Here is an 18,605-nt window from a genome sequence, read left to right on the forward strand (position 1 = left end):
AATCTTGCAGTCCTCCAATAGATTAGACAAATTTATTTCATGAGATTATACTTTATAAAATTTTTAAGAATTACAATCAAATATTAATGTTTTGGCTGCATCTGCACTAAACTAAATGCTGGCAATAACCTAATGCTTTTAGAATAACTAATATTCTCAATATTAGGGATTAAATTATAAAAATACTGATCAAAACCTGCTAATTCAGGATTAGAGTGTCTATAATAACTATCATAAAAATTATCAATGCTATTATCCCACTCTCTTCTGACTAATGCGATACCAACAAAAACTGTGTTTTTATCATTAGCAAAAATATCTTCACTTACCTTTAATTGTTTTGCAATACTTTTGAAAGAAATCAAACTATCCAAAGATTTGGTTTTGTTTGAAAATATAATCGTATCTATTTTACCTTTTTTGTTAATACTTATTGCAAAGCCAAATGTATAAGCCTTATTTTTATATTGTGGCCGTGAAAACAACTCACGACCGTAAGTGTCATAATAGGAAGCCAGTGCTCTTTCAATTTTATTTCTAATCTGTTTTTCTGTTTGCGCTATACTACTTTTGGCTAATAATATAAATGAAAATAATATTAGCATATATTGTATTTTTTTCATGTTTCGAAATCATTTATGGCCAATACTATTTGACTTGATAGTTGCCTGTATTTTTCCAAGACAAAATGAGCGTTTATAATTAATTTATTAAGGGAACGGCATGGCCTTATACAAACAAGAAAGTAAATCTATTCTGTAAGCATATCAACTTGCAATAATAATTTAGGCTGAACTTGCATTAGTTAATTTTTATCTTTTCAGTTGAATTAACTTCTCTGGGATTGTACGGAGCACCTAATACCATATCTGTTAACCTCATGTTTTTTCCATCAGGCTCGATAAATATAAATTTATAATCGGTCCTATTTGCTGGAGGTAAGCATTTGAGTGCTATAACAATTAATTCTACTATCGAAACCGTTTTAATCTTCTTAAACTCTTTTCGGCTAATTATTTCCTTTTTATTTTTATAGATATCAAAATAAAAAGGAATGTTAGTGGCATAAGGATAACATTTACATTGCAAAAGATACATCATAGCAGATTCTTCTCTTTCGATCTTAAACATCCTATCTTTAACTGACACACTTGCAGTATCTAAAAGATAATAAACGGTATCCCTTTTTATCTTTTTTATTTGGGCGCTTACCTTTTGCATATTAAAAAATAAAAGGCTATATATCCCAAAAATCATTAAATATCTCATCATATTAATTTTAATTGCAACCAGTTGTAGACAGTTTGTTATTGGAGTTTAAACCACCCCAAGTAATATGCTTTTAAGAGATTTTTTTCAATCAACATCTGTTACAAACCAAAAGCTTATAGGCTTACATAATATAACACGCTTATTTTTGAATTTATTTATATTTGGAAATAGCCCTCCCCATTCACTCAATAGCTGCTGTTGATTGCTTATATATTGATCATTTAAATTTAACGCCATTGTAGGAATGATAACTACACAATTTTTATATTGACTAAAAAATACTTTTTCAGCCATAACTGATTTTTTTATTCTGTTCAAATCCATTGCATCTTTTAATTCTACACCTTCCGTTTTGGAAAAATAAACAGAGTCTATTTTTCCAAATTTATTAACAGATACACTTATAGAAAATATAAAAGCCTTTTTTATAAAAGGATTATTCATATAGTCTTTTTTGAAACCAATACTGATTTTCAGGTTTTGTTTCGATATATCAATCACCTGCGCATAACAAATATTAGTTATTAATAAACTTGTTAAAACCCCTATTATTAACATTCTTTTCATAATTATTTTAATTTAAACAATAATAAAATTAGTTACAATAGCTACCTAGTTTATCATATCTATCTTTATCGCTATACTTCATTAATGTTTCCCCTATCATAGTTTTATTGGCATCACTAAGTAAATCGAAAAAAGAAGTTTGTTTTAAACCACCCCATGATAATGCCCAAGCATCTGTATCTGATAAATTAGGAAATACACTTTTAAGAGAAGCCATTATCTTATCAACAAAATTTTGTGCCATGTATTCGTGTTGAGACGGAATTAATATCTTTCCTTGAGAATCTTCAGGAAAAAGTTTTCTCAACTCTGCATGGACCATTTCATGATAAATTGTGGATACCGCATATTGCTCTGACCGTATTCCCGCTACATCAGTATTAAAAGTTATTGTTGAGGTTATAATACCGGTTATTGGGTCTAGGAGCGTTTTGGTTGTAGCGTCTTTAGTTGTGGAACTCAATGAACCATCTGCAAATACCACATTATAATTTTTGTTACTACCGAAAGCGTCATAGAACAGTGTTTTGATTTCATTAACTGCATTTCTTGATAGAGCTAATGTAAGCGCATTTTTTATGCAAGCATTTTTAACACTATCTCTAATCTCCTTTTGTGCACAACTTTGAAACCCGGTATTCCCACCAATACAACCGCAATTATCGTCTATAACAGCAGAGCCATCAATATCCCCGTTACAGTCGATGTAATATGAAGGATATGCGTCTGGATTTGGTTCTTCATCCATACGTGTGCCATCGGATAGGGTTCCGTATGAATCAGGAGTACCACCTGGAGAATCGCTGGTAAAGCAAAATGTCTCTGAACCTAAATATTTTGGGATAGCTGGCCCATTAGCCCAGCTGATATAGCCCCAATGCTGTACTTCGATACAAAACGTAGAGCGTTTATAATTACTCTCACTAAAAGTAACTGCCTGCCTTATATAAACAGGGAAATATTTTCCTGTACCATTAAATGCATAAGCACGATTAAATTTCCCACCCCAATCTTCAATTGCCACTATTCCTGAAAATTGTTCTGATTTAGCCTTTCTAATTTTATCAGGTATAAGTGTAACCCACTCGGCGTGCATTTTTTGTTTTTTATCCCGGTAAAGCATCAAATAGCTTGTTTTATCTAAATAATTCACCATATCAGTTTTTTCAGGTTTCGTAAAAACACCGCCATCAAATTTAACAGGTACAATAACTGCCTCACCTAAAGAGATTTTTTTAGTTATTGCTTTTTCCCAAATTGGTCTTTTAATTATACTGTGCCTAAAATTTGGGTCATTACTATCTTTTAAAGATTTTTTTAACACTTCGTCTTCAAAATAAGATTTTGCTTCAGATATAAGTTCATTTTTTGTTTCTGCTGATGAAGTTTCTCTATCTTTTTTACAGGAATAAATAATAATAGTTGTTGCAGTTAATAAAGTTAAAACCAGTGCGTACGGCTTTAACAAGGCGTAAATTTTCTTCATTTGTTAATTTAGATTTTTAAGAGTTAATGATTTATGAGAGATGATGTTATAAAAATACATTTTCCATAAATAAAAATAAAATTAATTATACATTAAAAATTATCATCTATTACAATATGAATTAAAAAAAAAATACAATATCACATCATTTCACCTACAAAATGCTGGAATTGTACAAAATAAATTACCCAAGATAATCATGAAGGAGATTAACACTTAACGAGAAAAATTCGAAAATTGTGTTTTTAGATGAACACACTAATAAGTGCAATAAAAAAGGGTATCTAAAATTTAGATACCCTTTAATTTTTTATGATTTAGAAAATTACTCTTTTTCTACTTGCATATAGTTAAGTTCGAGTGGTGTTTTACGACCAAAGATTTTAACCATTACTTTTAATTTTTTCTTCTCTTCGTTTACCTCTTCGATAATACCGGAGAAACCGTTGAAAGGTCCATCCATAACTTTGATGTTTTCTCCAACATAATAAGGAACATTCATCGTTTCTCCCTGCTCGCTCATTTCATCAACCTTACCTAAAATACGGTTAACTTCTGCCTGGCGCATTGGGATTGGATTGCCGGCTTTATCACCTAAAAATCCAATAACACTGTTTATTCCTTTAATAATATGCTCCAGCTCGCCATCTAATGTAGCCTCAATTAAAACATATCCTGGATAGTAGTTGCGTTCTTTTGCAATTTTTTTTCCATCTCTCATCTGGTAATATTTTTCCATAGGAATTAATACCTGTGGAACCAAATGAGAAAAACCTAAACGGCTGATCTCAGCATCAATATACTGCTTTACTTTCTTTTCTTTACCGCTAACAGCCCTTACCACATACCATTTTAGATCGCTCATTATCAGGAAAAATTAATTAGAAAGTGATTTATAAAAAGTATCTAACACAAATGTAGAGCCTTTATCCATTGCAAAAATAACTAATGCAATAATTAAAGAAGCCACCAAAACAAGAATTGCTGAACTTTGAAGCTCTCCCCAGGTAGGCCATGTAACCTTCTGAGTCATTTCATCGTATGATTCTTTTATAAACTGAACTACTTTAGCCATATTTAAATTTTTGCACGGGAACAAGGATTCGAACCCTGATCAAAGGTTTTGGAGACCTCTATTCTACCGTTGAACTATTCCCGTATTTAGAAAGCAAAGTACTTAAGTAATCTCAAGCACCTTGCTTTCAGTTATTTCTATTCCCCGGAGGGATTAGCAATTTATTTTAAAATTTCAGTTACCTGACCAGCACCTACTGTTCTACCACCCTCACGGATAGCGAAACGTAGACCTTTTTCCATTGCGATAGCGTTGATCAACTTAACAGTGATTGTAACGTTATCACCTGGCATTACCATCTCAGTACCTTCAGCTAGTGAAATTTCACCAGTTACGTCTGTGGTACGGAAATAGAATTGAGGACGGTATTTGTTGAAGAATGGAGTGTGACGACCACCTTCTGCTTTTGATAATACATAGATCTCAGCTTTGAAATCAGTGTGAGGAGTTACTGAACCTGGTTTACAGATTACCATACCACGACGGATATCAGTTTTCTCAATACCACGTAACAATAAACCTACGTTATCACCAGCTTCACCGTAATCTAAGATTTTACGGAACATCTCAACACCAGTTACTGTAGATTTTAAGTTCTCAGCACCCATACCTAAGATTTCAACCGGATCTCCAGAGTTGATTACACCACGCTCAATACGACCAGTTGCTACAGTACCACGACCAGTGATCGAGAATACATCTTCAACAGGCATTAAGAATGGAAGTTCAGTTAAACGTGGAGGAATTGGAATGTAGCTATCTACAGCATCCATTAATTCCATGATTTTACCAACCCATTTAGCATCACCGTTTAATCCACCTAGTGCAGAACCTTGGATTACAGGAATATCATCACCTGGGAATTCGTAGAAAGATAATAATTCACGAACTTCCATTTCTACTAATTCTAATAATTCAGGATCATCAACCATATCCACTTTATTCATGAATACAACTAATGAAGGAACACCTACCTGACGAGCTAGTAGGATGTGCTCACGAGTTTGTGGCATTGGACCATCAGTAGCAGCAACAACGATAATTGCACCGTCCATCTGAGCAGCACCAGTAACCATGTTTTTCACGTAATCCGCGTGACCTGGACAGTCAACGTGTGCATAGTGACGGTTAGCTGTTGAATACTCAACGTGAGCTGTATTGATTGTAATACCTCTTTCTTTTTCCTCTGGAGCAGAGTCAATTGAATCGAATGAACGTGCCTCAGTTAAACCAGCATCAGCCAAAACTTTTGTAATAGCTGCTGTTAAAGTTGTTTTACCGTGATCGACGTGACCGATTGTACCGATGTTTAAGTGCGGTTTACTGCGGTCAAATTTTTCTTTTGCCATTTTATTTATAACTAATTAGTAGGTTAACTTTTTATTATTTTTTTATTTATTGTTTTGATACAATTCAACACAAAAAACCTTGTCTACTCTGTATGTTTAACAGGTTTAACAAAGCTTTATATACCTGAGCCAAAGATGGGACTTGAACCCACGACCTCTTCCTTACCAAGGAAGTGCTCTACCGCTGAGCTACTTCGGCTTTTAGTTTTCAGTTCCAGTTTTCAGTTTTCAGTAAAAACTTCCAACTGACTTTAAACTGCCCACTTTAATTTATTAGAGCGGAAGACGAGGTTCGAACTCGCGACCTATAGCTTGGAAGGCTATCGCTCTACCAACTGAGCTACTTCCGCTTTCTAAATGAATGATTGAGGAATGGAGTAAATGAGAGAATAAATTCAATCATCAAAACATTTGATCATTCTATCATTTAAAGTGTGGGGAGAGAAGGATTCGAACCTTCGAAGTCTTACGACAACAGAGTTACAGTCTGTCCCATTTGGCCGCTCTGGTATCTCCCCAACTTATTTTAAAATGTTAACACTTTAAAATAAAGAGCCTCCTATCGGAATCGAACCAATGACCTACTGATTACAAGTCAGTTGCTCTACCAGCTGAGCTAAGGAGGCTTTTAAATTTGCTGCAATGATACGAAAAAACTTCTTTTTTCATACCATTAACGTGTTTTTTAAAATTTTATCTTTTCACAGAACTTATCCTTTTCTTCTTTGCTTAACGCCGTTTCTGAAAGGGAATGCAAATCTACACATTTATATTTCTATTCAAAATAAATTTGAAAAAAAATTGAAGGAATTTAATCCCACCCGATCAGATTATTTTATTTCCAAAAATACTGGCTTAATAATCAGTTATTTCTGCCCGGTTTTACAAAAGCACTATTTCTATATTTTTTTTAAAAGTTTTTTTCAAAAGATTAAAATCCGCAGCCTTAGGTGCATTAATTTTTCTTAAACCTGAAAAAAAATAAATCTAAAACCACTTCAACTTTTATTAATTCTTTGAAATTTTCTCTGATTTCAGTTTATTTTTCAGAAAAAACAAATTGAAAAAAAACTTGGAAATAAAAAAAATCGGCCGGTAGCCGGCCGATTTTTTCTAAAATATTTCAATATGAATTAAAAATCCGATACTTCGCTTTCGCTTAATATTGCCTTATGTTCACTTAATTTTGCACGTGTTTTATCTTTGTGCTTCGTAATTTGCTTTCTTAATGATTCGATCGCCAGATCTGTGGCTTCCTCAAATGATTTACATTGTTCTTTAGCGAATAGTGTTCCACCTGGTACAATTAACTTAATTTCGCTAATCTTATTGGCTTCGTTATCTACATTCTCCAACTTTAAATACACTTCCCCGCTTATAATCTGGTCAAAAAACTGATCAAGCTTGTTCGCTTTCTTCTGTATAAAATCTAACAACTTACTATCTGCGTTGAAATGGATTGATTGAACTCCGATTTTCATTTTTCCTCCTTTTTTTATGCCTTTGGATGGGCTTGTTTATAAATTGTTTTTAATCTTTCTATTGAATTGTGTGTGTAAACCTGGGTAGCGGCTAAACTTGCATGCCCTAAAAGCTCTTTGATCGCATTAAGATCTGCCCCCGCATTAAGTAAACTGGTGGCATAACTGTGGCGCAAAACGTGAGGACTTTTTTTATCATTGGTCGTGATCTGGTTTAGGTATGATGTAACAATACGGTATATTAATTTAGGATATGCCGCTACTCCTGTATTGGTAACGATTAAGTTAAGCAAATTGTTATTAAAGTTTTGCAACTTTTTTAAGTCAATATAGGTATTTACCTGATTGATAAGCTGTTTATTTACGGGGATAATTCTTTCCTTATTTCTTTTCCCTAAAACTTTAATTGTTTCGCCATATAAATCAATATCGGTATCCTTTAACTGGATTAATTCGGTTAAACGAATCCCGGTTCCGAAAAGCAGTTCGATTACTAAATGATCCCGAACCGATGAAAAACTTTCATTAAAATAATGTTCGGCATCCAGCAGGTGATTTATTTTATTGGCATCAACAAAAACAGGAAGCCGCTTAGGAACTTTAGGGCCTTTTATTAAAAGCATAGGGTTTTGGCTGGCCTTCCCTTCTCTTAATAAAAATTTGTAAAAACTGCGCAAAGCAGATATTTTTCTGTTGATAGAAGATTCAGAAGTTTTTTGATCCATTAAATCAACCATAAAACTTCTAACGTGTGTATGTTTGATTTCCAGGAAGCCCAATTCGAAGGTCGAATTTATAAAAGCCTCAAATTGACCAAGATCTGTTTGATAAGAAACAATTGTATGTTGAGAATAACGTTTCTCGTGCGATAAATAGGTTAGAAAACTGTTTAGCAACATTCAATGTAATTTAGATTCGCATGGATATGAAGTTACAAATAGTTTTGATAGAAAGAAATTCTTAGATTTTTTTATGACAAAAAAAAATGCCTTCGGGAAAAATCCTGAAGGCATCTAATAATTTATATAGTCAACAACTATACAGTTGTGTCTTGATTCATGTTCTGAATGTAAACAGCATGTTTAATTTCTGTACGGCGAGCAACGGATTTTTTCTCGTATGCCTGGCGACTACGTAATTCTCTCAATACTCCTGTTTTTTCAAACTTTTTCTTGAAACGTTTTAGGGCTTTATCTAATGATTCGCCGTCTTTAATGTTGATAATGATCATAACGCTGAAATACCTCCTCTCGTGTTTTTTAAATAGTCCCTTCTTATCGGGGATGCAAATGTAAGTAAATTATTGAAAATGAGAAAGATTTTTCCCCTAATTTTATAAAAAACATTATCAGCCAATCTATGTTAGATATTGGTTCTAAAAACATAACTTAGTTTAACAAAAGAAAAACATATGACAGCAGGAAAAAAAATAATTACCATTATTATCGTTATTGCCTTATTAATACTGGGTGGCTTGGCTTATTACCGCTATTTCTTCGTTTTTGGAGAGGGCGTAAAAGCAGGAGAATTAAACTACGTAGTAAAGAAAGGCTATCTGTTTAAAACCTATGAAGGCAAGCTCATTCAAAGCGGAGTTAAATCGCGGCAAACCGGAACATTACAAAATAATGAATTCGAATTCTCTATTGCGAATAAAGACATTGCTGATAAAATGATGGCCAACAGCGGTAAATTTTATGAATTACACTATAAAGAATATAAAAACACCTTGCCATGGAGGGGATTTAGCGTTTATGTAGTGGATAGTATTGTTTCTTCCAAAGATATTCCTCAGTAAATTTTAACCAATCAAAAGCATAGTTTAAGGTAAAACCATATGGTATTACCTTAAACTATGCCCATTTTAATCTTTCTTTTTAGGCACTTTTGCCCCTTCTTTTCTAGCCTCTGATAAACCTATTGCAATCGCTTGCTTTTTAGAGGTTACTTTTTTACCTGAGCCGCTTTTAAGCTTACCTTCTTTCATTTCGTGCATGGTTTTTTCTACTTTCTCACCAGCCTTTTCTGAATACTTTGCCATATCATTAATCTTATAATCATAATTAGAAACAAATCTAAGTGGCTGCTGGTTTAAAATTTAACAAAAAAATCCGGAGGTTTTCGCCTTCCGGATCACTCATAATATATTTGGTTTGTTGCTCTTTGTTTACTTAGCTTTCGGCTTTGGTCTTTAAACTCTATACTTAATTTAATATCTCACGTGCAATTACAATCTTTTGTATTTCTGATGTGCCCTCGCCTATTGTACATAATTTACTATCGCGATAAAATTTCTCTACCGGAAAATCTTTAGTATACCCATAACCACCAAAAATCTGAACGGCTTCTGTTGATACTTTCACGGCAACTTCCGACGCAAAGTATTTAGCCATTGCCGATTCTTTAGTCATTGGCAAATGTCTGTTCTTTAAATCCGCTGCCTGGCGAATCAATAATTCTGAAGCCTCAATCTCAGTAGCCATATCTGCAAGTTTAAAACTAATGGCCTGGAAACTTGAAATTGGTTGTCCAAATTGATGACGTTGTTTCGAATAACTCACCGCAGCATCAAATGCACCTTTTGCAATGCCTAATGACAGAGCGGCAATTGAAATCCGGCCTCCATCTAAAACTTTCATGGCTTGTTTAAAACCTTCGCCTACATTGCCTAAAATATTGGCTTTAGGAACACGGCAATTATCAAAAATCATTTCAGTGGTTTCTGAAGCACGCATACCTAATTTGTTTTCTTTTTTTCCGGCCGAAAAACCTGGTGTACCTCTTTCTACCACAATGGCCGAAATTCCTTTTGAACTTCCACTCTCCCCTGTACGCACCATTACTACGGCAACATCACCGCTTTTACCGTGGGTAATCCAGTTTTTTGCACCATTAAGTATATAATCATCACCATCTTCAACAGCTGTAGTCATCATCCGTAAAGCATCAGAACCTGTATTGGCCTCTGTTAAACCCCATGCACCAATCCACTCTGCCGTAGCCAGTTTTGGCAACCATCTTTGTTTTTGTTCTTCGTTACCAAAAGCTAAAATGTGTCCTGTACAAAGCGAATTGTGTGCAGCAACGGATAAACCGATCGAACCACAAACTCTGGCAATTTCTACAATCACATCAACATATTCCTGATAACCCAAACCTGAGCCACCATAATTTTCGGGCACTAAAACACCCATTAATCCTAAATCACCTAATTGTTTAAATAACTCTACAGGGAAATGTTGTGATTCATCCCATTCCATAATATTCGGACGGATATTTTTTTCTGCAAAATCACGAACCATAGCCCTAACGCTTTGTTGGGTTTCTGTTTCTGAAAAGTTAAAACTAACGCTCATTAATATTTATATTTTATATTGGTATTTGGCAATTATAAACATTTATTTGATAGTTACTTATAGTTAAAAAAACACCTCTTTGTAGAATGAAATGGTATTTGGTTCAATTAGTTTACACCTGATTTTGAAAGGCTGTAAATGATGGCGAAAAGTTTTATTTATTTTTTTAGCATTTTAAACCAAATAAAGCTAACTATCACTACATATTACAGATAAAAGAGAAGATTTAAAGATTCGGTTTTGAAATTTGTAACCGCTTAAAAAGAAATATACCGGCTAATTTTCTCAATAACCTGTGGGGTTAAATTGGCTATTTTGCTTAAATCGGCAACTCCGGCATATTTACCATGTTGCTTCCGGTATTGTATAATGGCATTAATTTGTTTATAACTGAGGTATGGATTGCTTTTTAAGTCTTCAAATGCAGCTGTATTAATGTTTATAATTTTAAGCCGGGCCTCACTAAGCATAATCTGATCCTTTATTTCATTGTATTTTACAGAGTCAAGGCCATAAACTTCCATTAGCTGCTCCTTTTTATAAAAACCACCTAAACGCTCCCGGTATTTTAAAATGCGCAAAGCAAATGCAGGTCCTATCCCTTTTATTTGATCCAGTTGTGCAGAATCGGCTAAATTAACATCTACCATAACCAATGGTTTTTTAACATACGCTTTCTGATCAAGCTGGAAATCTTTTTTAGGGTAAACGGTCTGTTGATTTTCTATTTGTACATAAGGCAGTAGCTTCTGGTACATTTCAGGAGATACGGTATACATTTTCTGCAAATCTTCTGCCTTGTAAAACTTGCCTCCCTTATTTCTATAATTAATAATAGATTGAGCCTGCTTTGCCGAAAGCCCTAATTCCTGCCAACCTCCAACATCAATAGTATTGGGATCAAAGTTAAAAAGCTTTCCTGCCCTTTGATCTCTGGGTTCTTCTATGCTATTTTTGGTGTAATGAAACCGCTCTTCTTGGCCAACCGATATTTTTTGAATCTGAGCCAGAAGATTAGACTCATCCTCTTCTACAGGTTTAAAGTAGCCATATATAAAAGGTAAAGATTTTAAAATAATGATGATTGAAATTAAGAATATAAGTCCGTTAAACTCGCCTTTACTAAAACCAAAGTGTTTATTAAGCCAAGTTCTCATCGTTATATGTTATGACATTTATATTTGAATATAAATCTTATTTTTGGGATTGCAAAACAGGCATGCTTTGTTAAATACAACAACCTAACAATTTTTATATGAAGATCATTACTACCTCAGAATTTGCGAAGGCGACGAAGATAGATAAACTTGGCGTTCCGGGATTGGCCGGCCTGATGATGGAAATCATGAAGCTGAATGATATTAATGATGTATTCTCTCAAAATCAGCATTTTAAAGGTTTAGAATTTGTAGATAAAATATTGGAAACCATTGGCGTTTCTATAGATTTTGATGAGGATGATTTAAACAGTATCCCTAAAACAGGTCCTTTTATTGCCATTGCAAACCATCCTTATGGTGGTGTAGAAGGCTTGGCTTTAGTTAAACTTTTATGTACCGTAAGGCCGGATGCCAAAGTAATGGTTAACTTTATTTTAAAGAAGATACCAAACCTGGATGAGTTTTTTGTAGCGGTTAATCCTTTCGAAAATGTGCAGCATTCATCAAGCATCAGTGGTTTAAAAACAACTTTTGATTTATTAAGAAATGGAATACCCATCGGAATTTTCCCTGCGGGAGAGGTTTCGACTTTTAAACTTGATGCCCAACAGGTAACCGACAGAATGTGGCACCCGGTAGTGGGTAAACTTATTGCAAAAGCTAAAGTACCTGTTGTACCCATTTATTTCCATGGCAATAATGGGGTTTTCTTTAATATTTTAAGTTTTATCCACCCTACTTTACGTACCGCAAAATTGCCATCCGAATTTTTAAATAAACATGGCCGTACCATCAAGGTAAGAGTGGGTAAACCCATCGCAGTTTCCGAGATCTCGCACATGAACAGCAGCAATAAGTTAATGGACTTTTTAAGGGCCCGTACTTATGCTTTAGGTGTTGGTCTGGATACTGAAAAGAAACTTTTTAATCCTTTAAAATTATTTAAGATTAAGAAAAAACCTGCGGAAATTATTGAGGAGACATCAAGAACACTGATTAAAACAGAAGTAGAAACGCTGGAAGACTTTAAAGTATGGACGGAAAAAAATTACGAGGTTTATATTGTTCCCACTCTAAAAATTCCTAATACTTTAAGGGAAATTGGCCGCTTGCGTGAAATAACCTTTAGAGAGGTTGGTGAAGGAACAAATAAAAAAATCGATTTAGATAATTACGATATTTACTACAATCACTTATTTATTTGGGACAAGGATTTAGAAAATATTGTTGGGGCCTATAGAATTGGTAAAGGCGATGAGATTTTAGAAAGCATGGGTAGCCGTGGTTTTTACCTTTCCGAATTATTTAAAATGAAAGATCAGTTTTATCCGATGCTAAAACAAGGCATTGAATTGGGCCGGTCGTGGATTAGGAAAGAGTACCAGGGCAAACCGCTTCCATTGTTTTTACTTTGGAAAGGAATTTTAAAATATCTGATCGATAATCCGCAATACCGTTATATGTTTGGGCCGGTAAGCATCAGCAATAATTTTTCCAAGTTTAGTAAAGCGCTAATTGTTGATTACATCACCAAAAACCATTTCGACTATGAGATGGCTAAATATGTAAAACCAAAAAACAAGTTCAAAGCTGATCTTTTGCCGATCTCTACCGATACTTTGGTGGATAGCAGCGATTCTTTTAAAGATTTAGATAGCTTAATTGGTGATATCGAAAATTCGCACATCAAAGTTCCGGTGTTGTTAAGACAATACATGAATTTAAATGCAAAAATTATCTCCTTCAATATTGACCCTAAATTTTCTGACTGTTTAGATGGTTTCTTATTGGTAGATACACACAATATTCCGCCAGAAATGCTGGAAAAACTTGGCAAGAATTTATAATCATTTCTAAATAAAAAAACCCGGACATCCATCCGGGTTTTTTATTATCAACTAACCTAAACTTTATAAATACTAACCAAATATTTATACTGCAAAAGTAAAGCCGAGATGTTAAGTATCTGTTAATGATTTATTATCTCTACAAAAAGTTAAGTTATATTAATATGGCTCTTTTTTTATTTAATACTGGCTTTGAGCTCCTTTTTTGAAAATTCTTTCCTAATAATTTCGGGTGTATTTTCTACAGTATATTCTTTTTGAGAGACTAATATTGCCATAGGATCATCTGCGGTATAAAAATGTGGAACCACAAAGCCATATAAACTTTTAGGGTTCTGAGGGTTCTTTGCACTTTCAAAGTCTATTGATTTTAGGTAAGTAATATAAAGCGACACATTATATTTACTATTTTCTCTATACCTGCTGTTTACACCTAAAACTGTACCTGGATAAATGGTTTGCCCAACTTTAACCGTAAAGCTTCCTTTCTTAAAACTTTTATAAATTGCCAATGTACCATCGGCATGTTCTACAGTTAATTCATTAACCTTGCTCGTATATTCAAACTTAGACGATTCATTATTTTCATATAAATCTTTTATCTCTACAACCACCCCTTTTCTGACAGCTGTTACACTATCTTCTTTTTCTGTAGAAAAGCTATATACTTTCCAATCCTCAGGAGCCGTTTTTCCAAAATATCGGGAGCCTACATACCCCATTTCGGCAACAACAACCGGAGTTCCTTTTTTGTATGGCATTATATATACAAAATCAGCATTATACTTTGGATTGAGCTTGCCTCTAATAAAAGAGTAAGAGTAGGAAAACCCTATTCCTTGTTCTTTATTTGAAGGAGATAACTTTATAAGTTTACCCGAATAATTCCCAATATTAAACACCTGGCGATCCGAATAGTACGAATTATCGAGTCGCGAAAAACGTAACATCAAACTATATGTACCAGGATCTTCTTTTAGATAGTCGAGGTCAACACTTTTATCTGAATTAACAACATAACTTAATTTTACTATACTTTCCTGAGCTTTAATATTTAAGGCAATAAGAGAAAGCAATAGAAATACCAATATTAATTTTGTCTTTTTAACCATGTCTGAAAGTCGTTATTTTCAACAAAGTAAACATTACTATAACTATCATCAAAATAAACTTGACTTTATTTTTTATTATTCTATTCAAGATTTTTAAGATTAAGTTTAAGTTAAGTTATCAAACAGAATTCACATAAATAAATTGTTGATTTTACGTTAATTATAGGTAAATTTAATGTAACCAAAATACATGGTATTGAAAGGTGCAGTCATTAAATATTGCAAAACGCTATTGGTATTCGTACTTCTGTTAAGTATGGGCACTAAAATGCGTGCACAAAACTTTTCTTTCGAATTTTACGATGGCACTTTTAATTTTGAAGCCAGCCCATCTGTCATTATTCCATTATCAGGTACAGCCTCAGCTCCTGCCGTTCATGAGTTTTACAGTCAGATCAATTCCTCAAACTATCAAAACATTGTAACGGCATTAACAAATTATAAAGAAGCTCATAAACTTAACGACTGGATTTATTATCAGCTGATCAGGAAAACGGCAGAGCAACTAAGCCCTAAAAAGGAAAATTATTTCAGGTATACCTTATATAAATGGTTTTTGTTAAATAAATGTGGTTATGATGCACGCGTAGCTGTGGGCAATGAACAAATTATATTTTATGTAAGAAATGAAGAAGATATTAGCGATATCCCGTTCTTTACCATCGACCATAAAAAATACATGTGTTTAAACTACCATGATTACGGCAAATTATTTAAACAAGCCGAGGCTTACAAACCAGTTAATATTGCAATTCCGGAAGCGGTTAATTCTTTTTCTTACAAGGTAACCAGGATGCCCGATTTTAAGCCAGAGCGCTACGAAGAAAAAGATGTAGAGTTTAGTTACAAGCAAAAAATTTATCATTTTAAGCTTAAAGTAAACGAGGATATACAGGCTATTTTTAAAAACTATCCGGGCGTAGATTTTGAAACTTATTTTAACATTCCATTGAGCCGCGAAACCTATAGTTCGCTTATTCCAATACTTAAAGATAACCTGAAAGGCATGGATCAAAAAAAGGGTGTAGATTATTTAATGCGCTTTACACGATATGCATTTCTTTATGAAAATGATGAACAAAACTTTGGAATGGAAAAGCGGTTATCACCAGAGCAAACCCTGGCAAATAAGTACAGCGATTGTGACGACCGGGCTGCTTTATTTTTCTTCCTTGTAAAAGAAATATACAACCTGCCAATGGTAGCACTGCTGTACCCTACCCATTTAACGATGGCTGTACAATTTGATAAACCAGTTGGCAATTTTATTACTTATAACGGTAAAAAATATTCTTTTTGCGAACCTACGCCTCAATTACAGGATTTAAAAATAGGTCAGCTTGCGGCTCAGCTTAAAAACGTTAAGTATGAAATTGTTTATGCTTATGATCCTTTTAAATAACCTTAGCAAAACTATACAAGCTTAAATCAGGTTAAGTTAATGTTACCACAATATTATCATACCAATAACTGGCTTTATAAATAAGTATTTAAGGTATTTTTATGGCTAACATAAATCTAAAAAATATGCCTGCTATTATTTATACTGTATTAAAGGAGTATTTTGTTGAGATTCATACTCACGGGCTTAAAGCTAGAATCATGTCGCCCATCTATGATCAAAAAACCTTCACTTTTCAAACTAACTTGCATTACAGAAGTAAAAGCCACCCTGAAGGAAATAAACCCGCTTCTACATTTAACTCTTTCGCCACTGCAGAGCGGCACCTTCTGCAATATATAGAAGAGTTTCAAAACACGTTGGATTTGGGTGGCGATGTAATTCCCGGAACGAATATCTAAACTCAACATATTCAATTCATTTACAGCGTTATACACAGCTAAAAATCTGAAAACAATTTGATGTTAAGTGCTTTAAGCATACTTAACAAAAGGATAATATTAATTTAATTTTCCGATGATATATCTTTGAGGTAAATGAAAAAGAAGAAAAAATCGCAAAATCGTTCAGGAAACAAAAAGCTAAAGAAAGAACTAACGTTAAAATTGATAACTGCTTTTGATGAAGTAATTAATCAATACGGAGAGGCTAAAAAGAGTAAAAAAATCGTAGAAAATTTTGCCAGACAACTGGCTAAAAAACTTTCTAAAAAAGCTGTGACATCTGAAAATAAACCCGCTGTTGATGCACCTGCAATTTTAAAAGGAGAAGTTAAAGCGGATCAGCCTGCAGTAAAAGAAATTAAGCCTAAACGTTTAATCAAACAAAAGGCATAAAACTGAATGCTTAATTCGCCGGTATTCCTTACAGGCTTCAAGCTAATTTTAACTATTTTAACTTGCTCACCATTGAGAAAAATAAAAAAGCCTGGAATTACTTCCAGGCTTTTTTAATATTACTTTTTATTCAGGTTATTTTACAGCACCTGGAGTAGTGTAAGGTAAAACCTGAGCATCAGACTCAGCCCAACCAGCTGCCCAGTTCTCAGAACCAAAAGCACCTTTGTAAGCTACTGGTGTAAAGAAAGAACCAGATACTTTAGCATTAGTAAACGATGCACCTGTTGCAGCAGCAGAATTTCCAGCCAATGTAAAGTTTGCCGTACCTAATGTAGCTCCCGCACCGAAATCACTTGCATATAGGTAAGGGTTACCAAAAAGAGAACCGGCAAAAGTAGTTTGTGCAAAAGTGTTATCAGCACGCAGTTTAGCTTCGATTGCCACAGCTGCCGCCGTATTACTTACACTTACTTCAGTTGTTTTAGTACCATAAATTAAGTTGTTGGCAATTACCATATTGCCACTTGTAAAGTTCGCTGAAGTAGAACCAGCAGTAACAACTTTAGTATCGTCAATATAAATTCCAATAGGAAAACCTGAAATTACTGAATTCAAGATGCTGATTGAAGAATTACGACGGATTTGAGCACCATGGTAAAAGTTAGCATTGTAAGCGCCACCGGCAGCTCTGATTGGACCTAAAACCGTTACATTTGAGAAAACTGCAGAAGTTTTAGGCGTTTGATCCGTACCACTTCCATTATTATCAGATTCGAAGCCATTAGATTGAGACTGATCCGCTACTGTAGAAACTCTTTGTGCTAAAGCGAACTGAACATTACCAGAATAACCAAAATCTGTATCGAAATCATCATCCCAGGTACCAATAGCTAATAAGTGTTTCGCATTTACTGTACCACCAAACCATTCAAAAGCGTCATCACCCGAACGGTAAACCTGAATATAATCAAGAGTTGTACCGTTACCAACACCACCCATTGTTAATCCGTTAATCTCATTATCAACTGAATAAGCAATACCAGCATATTCGATACGAACGTATTTCATAATACCTGAATTATCCGCTACATCGGTACCACCATAATAAATATATGCTTTTTCGTCTTTACCAGCAGGCTGTACCAAACCACCTTCGATTTTAACATCTGTACCCTGGTTAACTGGTGCTTTACCTAAAAGAATAACACCACCCCAGTCTCCCTGGCTACGGGCACCCGCAGCTAAACCAGATGTAAATACAATTGGTTTATCAACTGTACCTGTTGCATTAATTTTTGATCCGCGGGTAATAATTAATGTGCCTTTAGTTGCTTTATCACCTTTGATAATTGTACCTGGCTCAATGGTTAAAGTAGCACCATTACTAACAAATACAAATCCTTTCAATAAGTATATTTTACTTGCTGACCAAGTTGTGCTAGCTGAAATTTCACCTGAAACTTCTACAACATTTGATGCTGTGCCTCCATTAGGAACTTCTGTTGAAGGTGATTCAACTATTACATTCTTTTTACAAGAAGTTGAAAATAAAACTACTGACAAAGCAAGTAGTACAAATTGATTTTTCATTTTTTCTTTTTTAAATATTTTTACAAAGAGATATTTTTAATTTTTCTTCAGGATTAATATCCTGTTAAC

General features: G+C 34.0%; 20 protein-coding genes and 5 tRNA genes. 5 read left to right on the plus strand and 20 right to left on the minus strand.

Annotated features, from left to right (window positions below; genetic code table 11):
* Positions 1-83: 83 nt before the first annotated feature.
* The 15 genes from O0955_RS11140 to rpsU all read right to left on the minus strand — a co-directional run bounded on the left by O0955_RS11140 (position 84) and on the right by rpsU (position 8,461).
* Positions 84-623, minus strand: a complete 540-nt coding sequence (locus O0955_RS11140; protein ID WP_269427626.1) for a hypothetical protein — start codon at positions 621-623, stop codon at positions 84-86.
* A gap of 178 nt (positions 624-801) precedes the next feature.
* Entirely contained in the window at positions 802-1,272 is a 471-nt protein-coding gene (locus tag O0955_RS11145; protein ID WP_269427627.1) for a hypothetical protein, read from the minus strand.
* 84 nt (positions 1,273-1,356) lie between these two features.
* Positions 1,357-1,839 carry a hypothetical protein gene (locus O0955_RS11150; RefSeq protein WP_269427628.1) on the minus strand — a complete coding sequence of 161 codons (483 nt, stop codon included), beginning with the start codon at positions 1,837-1,839 and terminating at the stop codon, positions 1,357-1,359.
* 28 nt (positions 1,840-1,867) lie between these two features.
* A complete protein-coding gene (locus O0955_RS11155; protein ID WP_269427629.1) occupies positions 1,868-3,325 on the minus strand; it encodes a hypothetical protein in 1,458 nt (485 codons plus the stop codon).
* 325 nt (positions 3,326-3,650) lie between these two features.
* On the minus strand, positions 3,651-4,190 hold the full coding sequence (gene nusG / locus O0955_RS11160) for a transcription termination/antitermination protein NusG (RefSeq protein WP_131539009.1): 540 nt from the start codon (positions 4,188-4,190) through the stop codon (positions 3,651-3,653).
* A 12-nt stretch (positions 4,191-4,202) separates the two neighbouring features.
* Positions 4,203-4,400, minus strand: coding sequence for a preprotein translocase subunit SecE (gene secE / locus O0955_RS11165; RefSeq protein ID WP_131539008.1), 198 nt, complete (start codon positions 4,398-4,400; stop codon positions 4,203-4,205).
* A 13-nt stretch (positions 4,401-4,413) separates the two neighbouring features.
* Positions 4,414-4,484 (minus strand) — tRNA-Trp (locus O0955_RS11170).
* Between the two features lie 77 nt (positions 4,485-4,561).
* The gene (tuf, locus tag O0955_RS11175; protein ID WP_269427630.1) at positions 4,562-5,749 is read right to left on the minus strand and encodes an elongation factor Tu; all 1,188 of its coding nucleotides are present in this window, start codon (positions 5,747-5,749) and stop codon (positions 4,562-4,564) included.
* A 127-nt stretch (positions 5,750-5,876) separates the two neighbouring features.
* A tRNA-Thr gene (locus O0955_RS11180) sits at positions 5,877-5,948 on the minus strand.
* Between the two features lie 78 nt (positions 5,949-6,026).
* Positions 6,027-6,099: transfer RNA gene (locus tag O0955_RS11185), tRNA-Gly, on the minus strand.
* Between the two features lie 85 nt (positions 6,100-6,184).
* Positions 6,185-6,267, minus strand: a tRNA-Tyr gene (locus O0955_RS11190).
* 35 nt (positions 6,268-6,302) lie between these two features.
* Positions 6,303-6,375, minus strand: a tRNA-Thr gene (locus tag O0955_RS11195).
* Between the two features lie 507 nt (positions 6,376-6,882).
* Entirely contained in the window at positions 6,883-7,230 is a 348-nt protein-coding gene (gene hpf / locus O0955_RS11200) for a ribosome hibernation-promoting factor, HPF/YfiA family (protein ID WP_131539006.1), read from the minus strand.
* 14 nt (positions 7,231-7,244) lie between these two features.
* The gene (locus O0955_RS11205) at positions 7,245-8,129 is read right to left on the minus strand and encodes a phage lytic cycle repressor MrpR family protein (RefSeq protein WP_269427631.1); all 885 of its coding nucleotides are present in this window, start codon (positions 8,127-8,129) and stop codon (positions 7,245-7,247) included.
* A gap of 137 nt (positions 8,130-8,266) precedes the next feature.
* A complete protein-coding gene (rpsU, locus tag O0955_RS11210; RefSeq protein WP_056871296.1) occupies positions 8,267-8,461 on the minus strand; it encodes a 30S ribosomal protein S21 in 195 nt (64 codons plus the stop codon).
* A 180-nt stretch (positions 8,462-8,641) separates the two neighbouring features.
* On the opposite strand from rpsU, the gene O0955_RS11215 reads away from it, so the two are divergent.
* Entirely contained in the window at positions 8,642-9,028 is a 387-nt protein-coding gene (locus O0955_RS11215; protein WP_269427632.1) for a hypothetical protein, read from the plus strand.
* Positions 9,029-9,094: 66 nt separating this feature from the next.
* Here O0955_RS11215 and O0955_RS11220 read toward each other — a convergent pair whose 3' ends face one another.
* The 3 genes from O0955_RS11220 to O0955_RS11230 all read right to left on the minus strand — a co-directional run bounded on the left by O0955_RS11220 (position 9,095) and on the right by O0955_RS11230 (position 11,743).
* Positions 9,095-9,271 (minus strand): DUF6496 domain-containing protein, encoded by a 177-nt coding sequence (locus O0955_RS11220; RefSeq protein WP_269427633.1) that lies wholly within the window; start codon positions 9,269-9,271, stop codon positions 9,095-9,097.
* A 163-nt stretch (positions 9,272-9,434) separates the two neighbouring features.
* Complete coding sequence (locus O0955_RS11225) at positions 9,435-10,586, minus strand: acyl-CoA dehydrogenase (RefSeq protein ID WP_269427634.1); 1,152 nt, start codon at positions 10,584-10,586, stop codon at positions 9,435-9,437.
* Positions 10,587-10,843: 257 nt separating this feature from the next.
* Positions 10,844-11,743, minus strand: coding sequence for a ComEA family DNA-binding protein (locus O0955_RS11230; RefSeq protein ID WP_269427635.1), 900 nt, complete (start codon positions 11,741-11,743; stop codon positions 10,844-10,846).
* A gap of 98 nt (positions 11,744-11,841) precedes the next feature.
* Here O0955_RS11230 and O0955_RS11235 point away from each other — a divergent pair, with 98 nt between their 5' ends.
* On the plus strand, positions 11,842-13,593 hold the full coding sequence (locus tag O0955_RS11235; protein ID WP_269427636.1) for a bifunctional lysophospholipid acyltransferase family protein/GNAT family N-acetyltransferase: 1,752 nt from the start codon (positions 11,842-11,844) through the stop codon (positions 13,591-13,593).
* 176 nt (positions 13,594-13,769) lie between these two features.
* Here O0955_RS11235 and O0955_RS11240 read toward each other — a convergent pair whose 3' ends face one another.
* Positions 13,770-14,705 carry a M23 family metallopeptidase gene (locus tag O0955_RS11240; protein ID WP_269427637.1) on the minus strand — a complete coding sequence of 312 codons (936 nt, stop codon included), beginning with the start codon at positions 14,703-14,705 and terminating at the stop codon, positions 13,770-13,772.
* Between the two features lie 190 nt (positions 14,706-14,895).
* Between O0955_RS11240 and O0955_RS11245 the strand changes: the two genes are divergently transcribed.
* The 3 genes from O0955_RS11245 (at position 14,896) to O0955_RS11255 (ending at position 16,943) form a co-directional block, all read left to right on the plus strand.
* On the plus strand, positions 14,896-16,107 hold the full coding sequence (locus tag O0955_RS11245; protein ID WP_269427638.1) for a hypothetical protein: 1,212 nt from the start codon (positions 14,896-14,898) through the stop codon (positions 16,105-16,107).
* A 125-nt stretch (positions 16,108-16,232) separates the two neighbouring features.
* Entirely contained in the window at positions 16,233-16,508 is a 276-nt protein-coding gene (locus O0955_RS11250) for a hypothetical protein (RefSeq protein WP_269427639.1), read from the plus strand.
* Positions 16,509-16,643: 135 nt separating this feature from the next.
* Positions 16,644-16,943, plus strand: coding sequence for a hypothetical protein (locus tag O0955_RS11255; protein ID WP_269427640.1), 300 nt, complete (start codon positions 16,644-16,646; stop codon positions 16,941-16,943).
* 135 nt (positions 16,944-17,078) lie between these two features.
* Here O0955_RS11255 and O0955_RS11260 read toward each other — a convergent pair whose 3' ends face one another.
* The gene (locus tag O0955_RS11260) at positions 17,079-18,536 is read right to left on the minus strand and encodes a hypothetical protein (protein ID WP_269427641.1); all 1,458 of its coding nucleotides are present in this window, start codon (positions 18,534-18,536) and stop codon (positions 17,079-17,081) included.
* Between the last annotated feature and the right edge of the window lie 69 nt (positions 18,537-18,605).

The organism is Pedobacter punctiformis, from assembly GCF_027213715.1.
Lineage (GTDB): Bacteria > Bacteroidota > Bacteroidia > Sphingobacteriales > Sphingobacteriaceae > Pedobacter > Pedobacter punctiformis.

Excerpts from the sequence above, each read along its gene's own strand:
- O0955_RS11140 (WP_269427626.1), bottom strand. The coding sequence starts at position 623 with ATGAAAAAAATACAATATATGCTAATATTATTTTCATTTATATTATTA.
- O0955_RS11145 (WP_269427627.1), bottom strand. The coding sequence starts at position 1,272 with ATGATGAGATATTTAATGATTTTTGGGATATATAGCCTTTTATTTTTT.
- O0955_RS11150 (WP_269427628.1), bottom strand. The coding sequence starts at position 1,839 with ATGAAAAGAATGTTAATAATAGGGGTTTTAACAAGTTTATTAATAACT.
- O0955_RS11155 (WP_269427629.1), bottom strand. The coding sequence starts at position 3,325 with ATGAAGAAAATTTACGCCTTGTTAAAGCCGTACGCACTGGTTTTAACT.
- nusG (WP_131539009.1), bottom strand. The coding sequence starts at position 4,190 with ATGAGCGATCTAAAATGGTATGTGGTAAGGGCTGTTAGCGGTAAAGAA.
- secE (WP_131539008.1), bottom strand. The coding sequence starts at position 4,400 with ATGGCTAAAGTAGTTCAGTTTATAAAAGAATCATACGATGAAATGACT.
- tuf (WP_269427630.1), bottom strand. The coding sequence starts at position 5,749 with ATGGCAAAAGAAAAATTTGACCGCAGTAAACCGCACTTAAACATCGGT.
- hpf (WP_131539006.1), bottom strand. The coding sequence starts at position 7,230 with ATGAAAATCGGAGTTCAATCAATCCATTTCAACGCAGATAGTAAGTTG.
- O0955_RS11205 (WP_269427631.1), bottom strand. The coding sequence starts at position 8,129 with ATGTTGCTAAACAGTTTTCTAACCTATTTATCGCACGAGAAACGTTAT.
- rpsU (WP_056871296.1), bottom strand. The coding sequence starts at position 8,461 with ATGATCATTATCAACATTAAAGACGGCGAATCATTAGATAAAGCCCTA.
- O0955_RS11215 (WP_269427632.1), top strand. The coding sequence starts at position 8,642 with ATGACAGCAGGAAAAAAAATAATTACCATTATTATCGTTATTGCCTTA.
- O0955_RS11220 (WP_269427633.1), bottom strand. The coding sequence starts at position 9,271 with ATGGCAAAGTATTCAGAAAAGGCTGGTGAGAAAGTAGAAAAAACCATG.
- O0955_RS11225 (WP_269427634.1), bottom strand. The coding sequence starts at position 10,586 with ATGAGCGTTAGTTTTAACTTTTCAGAAACAGAAACCCAACAAAGCGTT.
- O0955_RS11230 (WP_269427635.1), bottom strand. The coding sequence starts at position 11,743 with ATGAGAACTTGGCTTAATAAACACTTTGGTTTTAGTAAAGGCGAGTTT.
- O0955_RS11235 (WP_269427636.1), top strand. The coding sequence starts at position 11,842 with ATGAAGATCATTACTACCTCAGAATTTGCGAAGGCGACGAAGATAGAT.
- O0955_RS11240 (WP_269427637.1), bottom strand. The coding sequence starts at position 14,705 with ATGGTTAAAAAGACAAAATTAATATTGGTATTTCTATTGCTTTCTCTT.
- O0955_RS11245 (WP_269427638.1), top strand. The coding sequence starts at position 14,896 with ATGGTATTGAAAGGTGCAGTCATTAAATATTGCAAAACGCTATTGGTA.
- O0955_RS11250 (WP_269427639.1), top strand. The coding sequence starts at position 16,233 with ATGCCTGCTATTATTTATACTGTATTAAAGGAGTATTTTGTTGAGATT.
- O0955_RS11255 (WP_269427640.1), top strand. The coding sequence starts at position 16,644 with ATGAAAAAGAAGAAAAAATCGCAAAATCGTTCAGGAAACAAAAAGCTA.
- O0955_RS11260 (WP_269427641.1), bottom strand. The coding sequence starts at position 18,536 with ATGAAAAATCAATTTGTACTACTTGCTTTGTCAGTAGTTTTATTTTCA.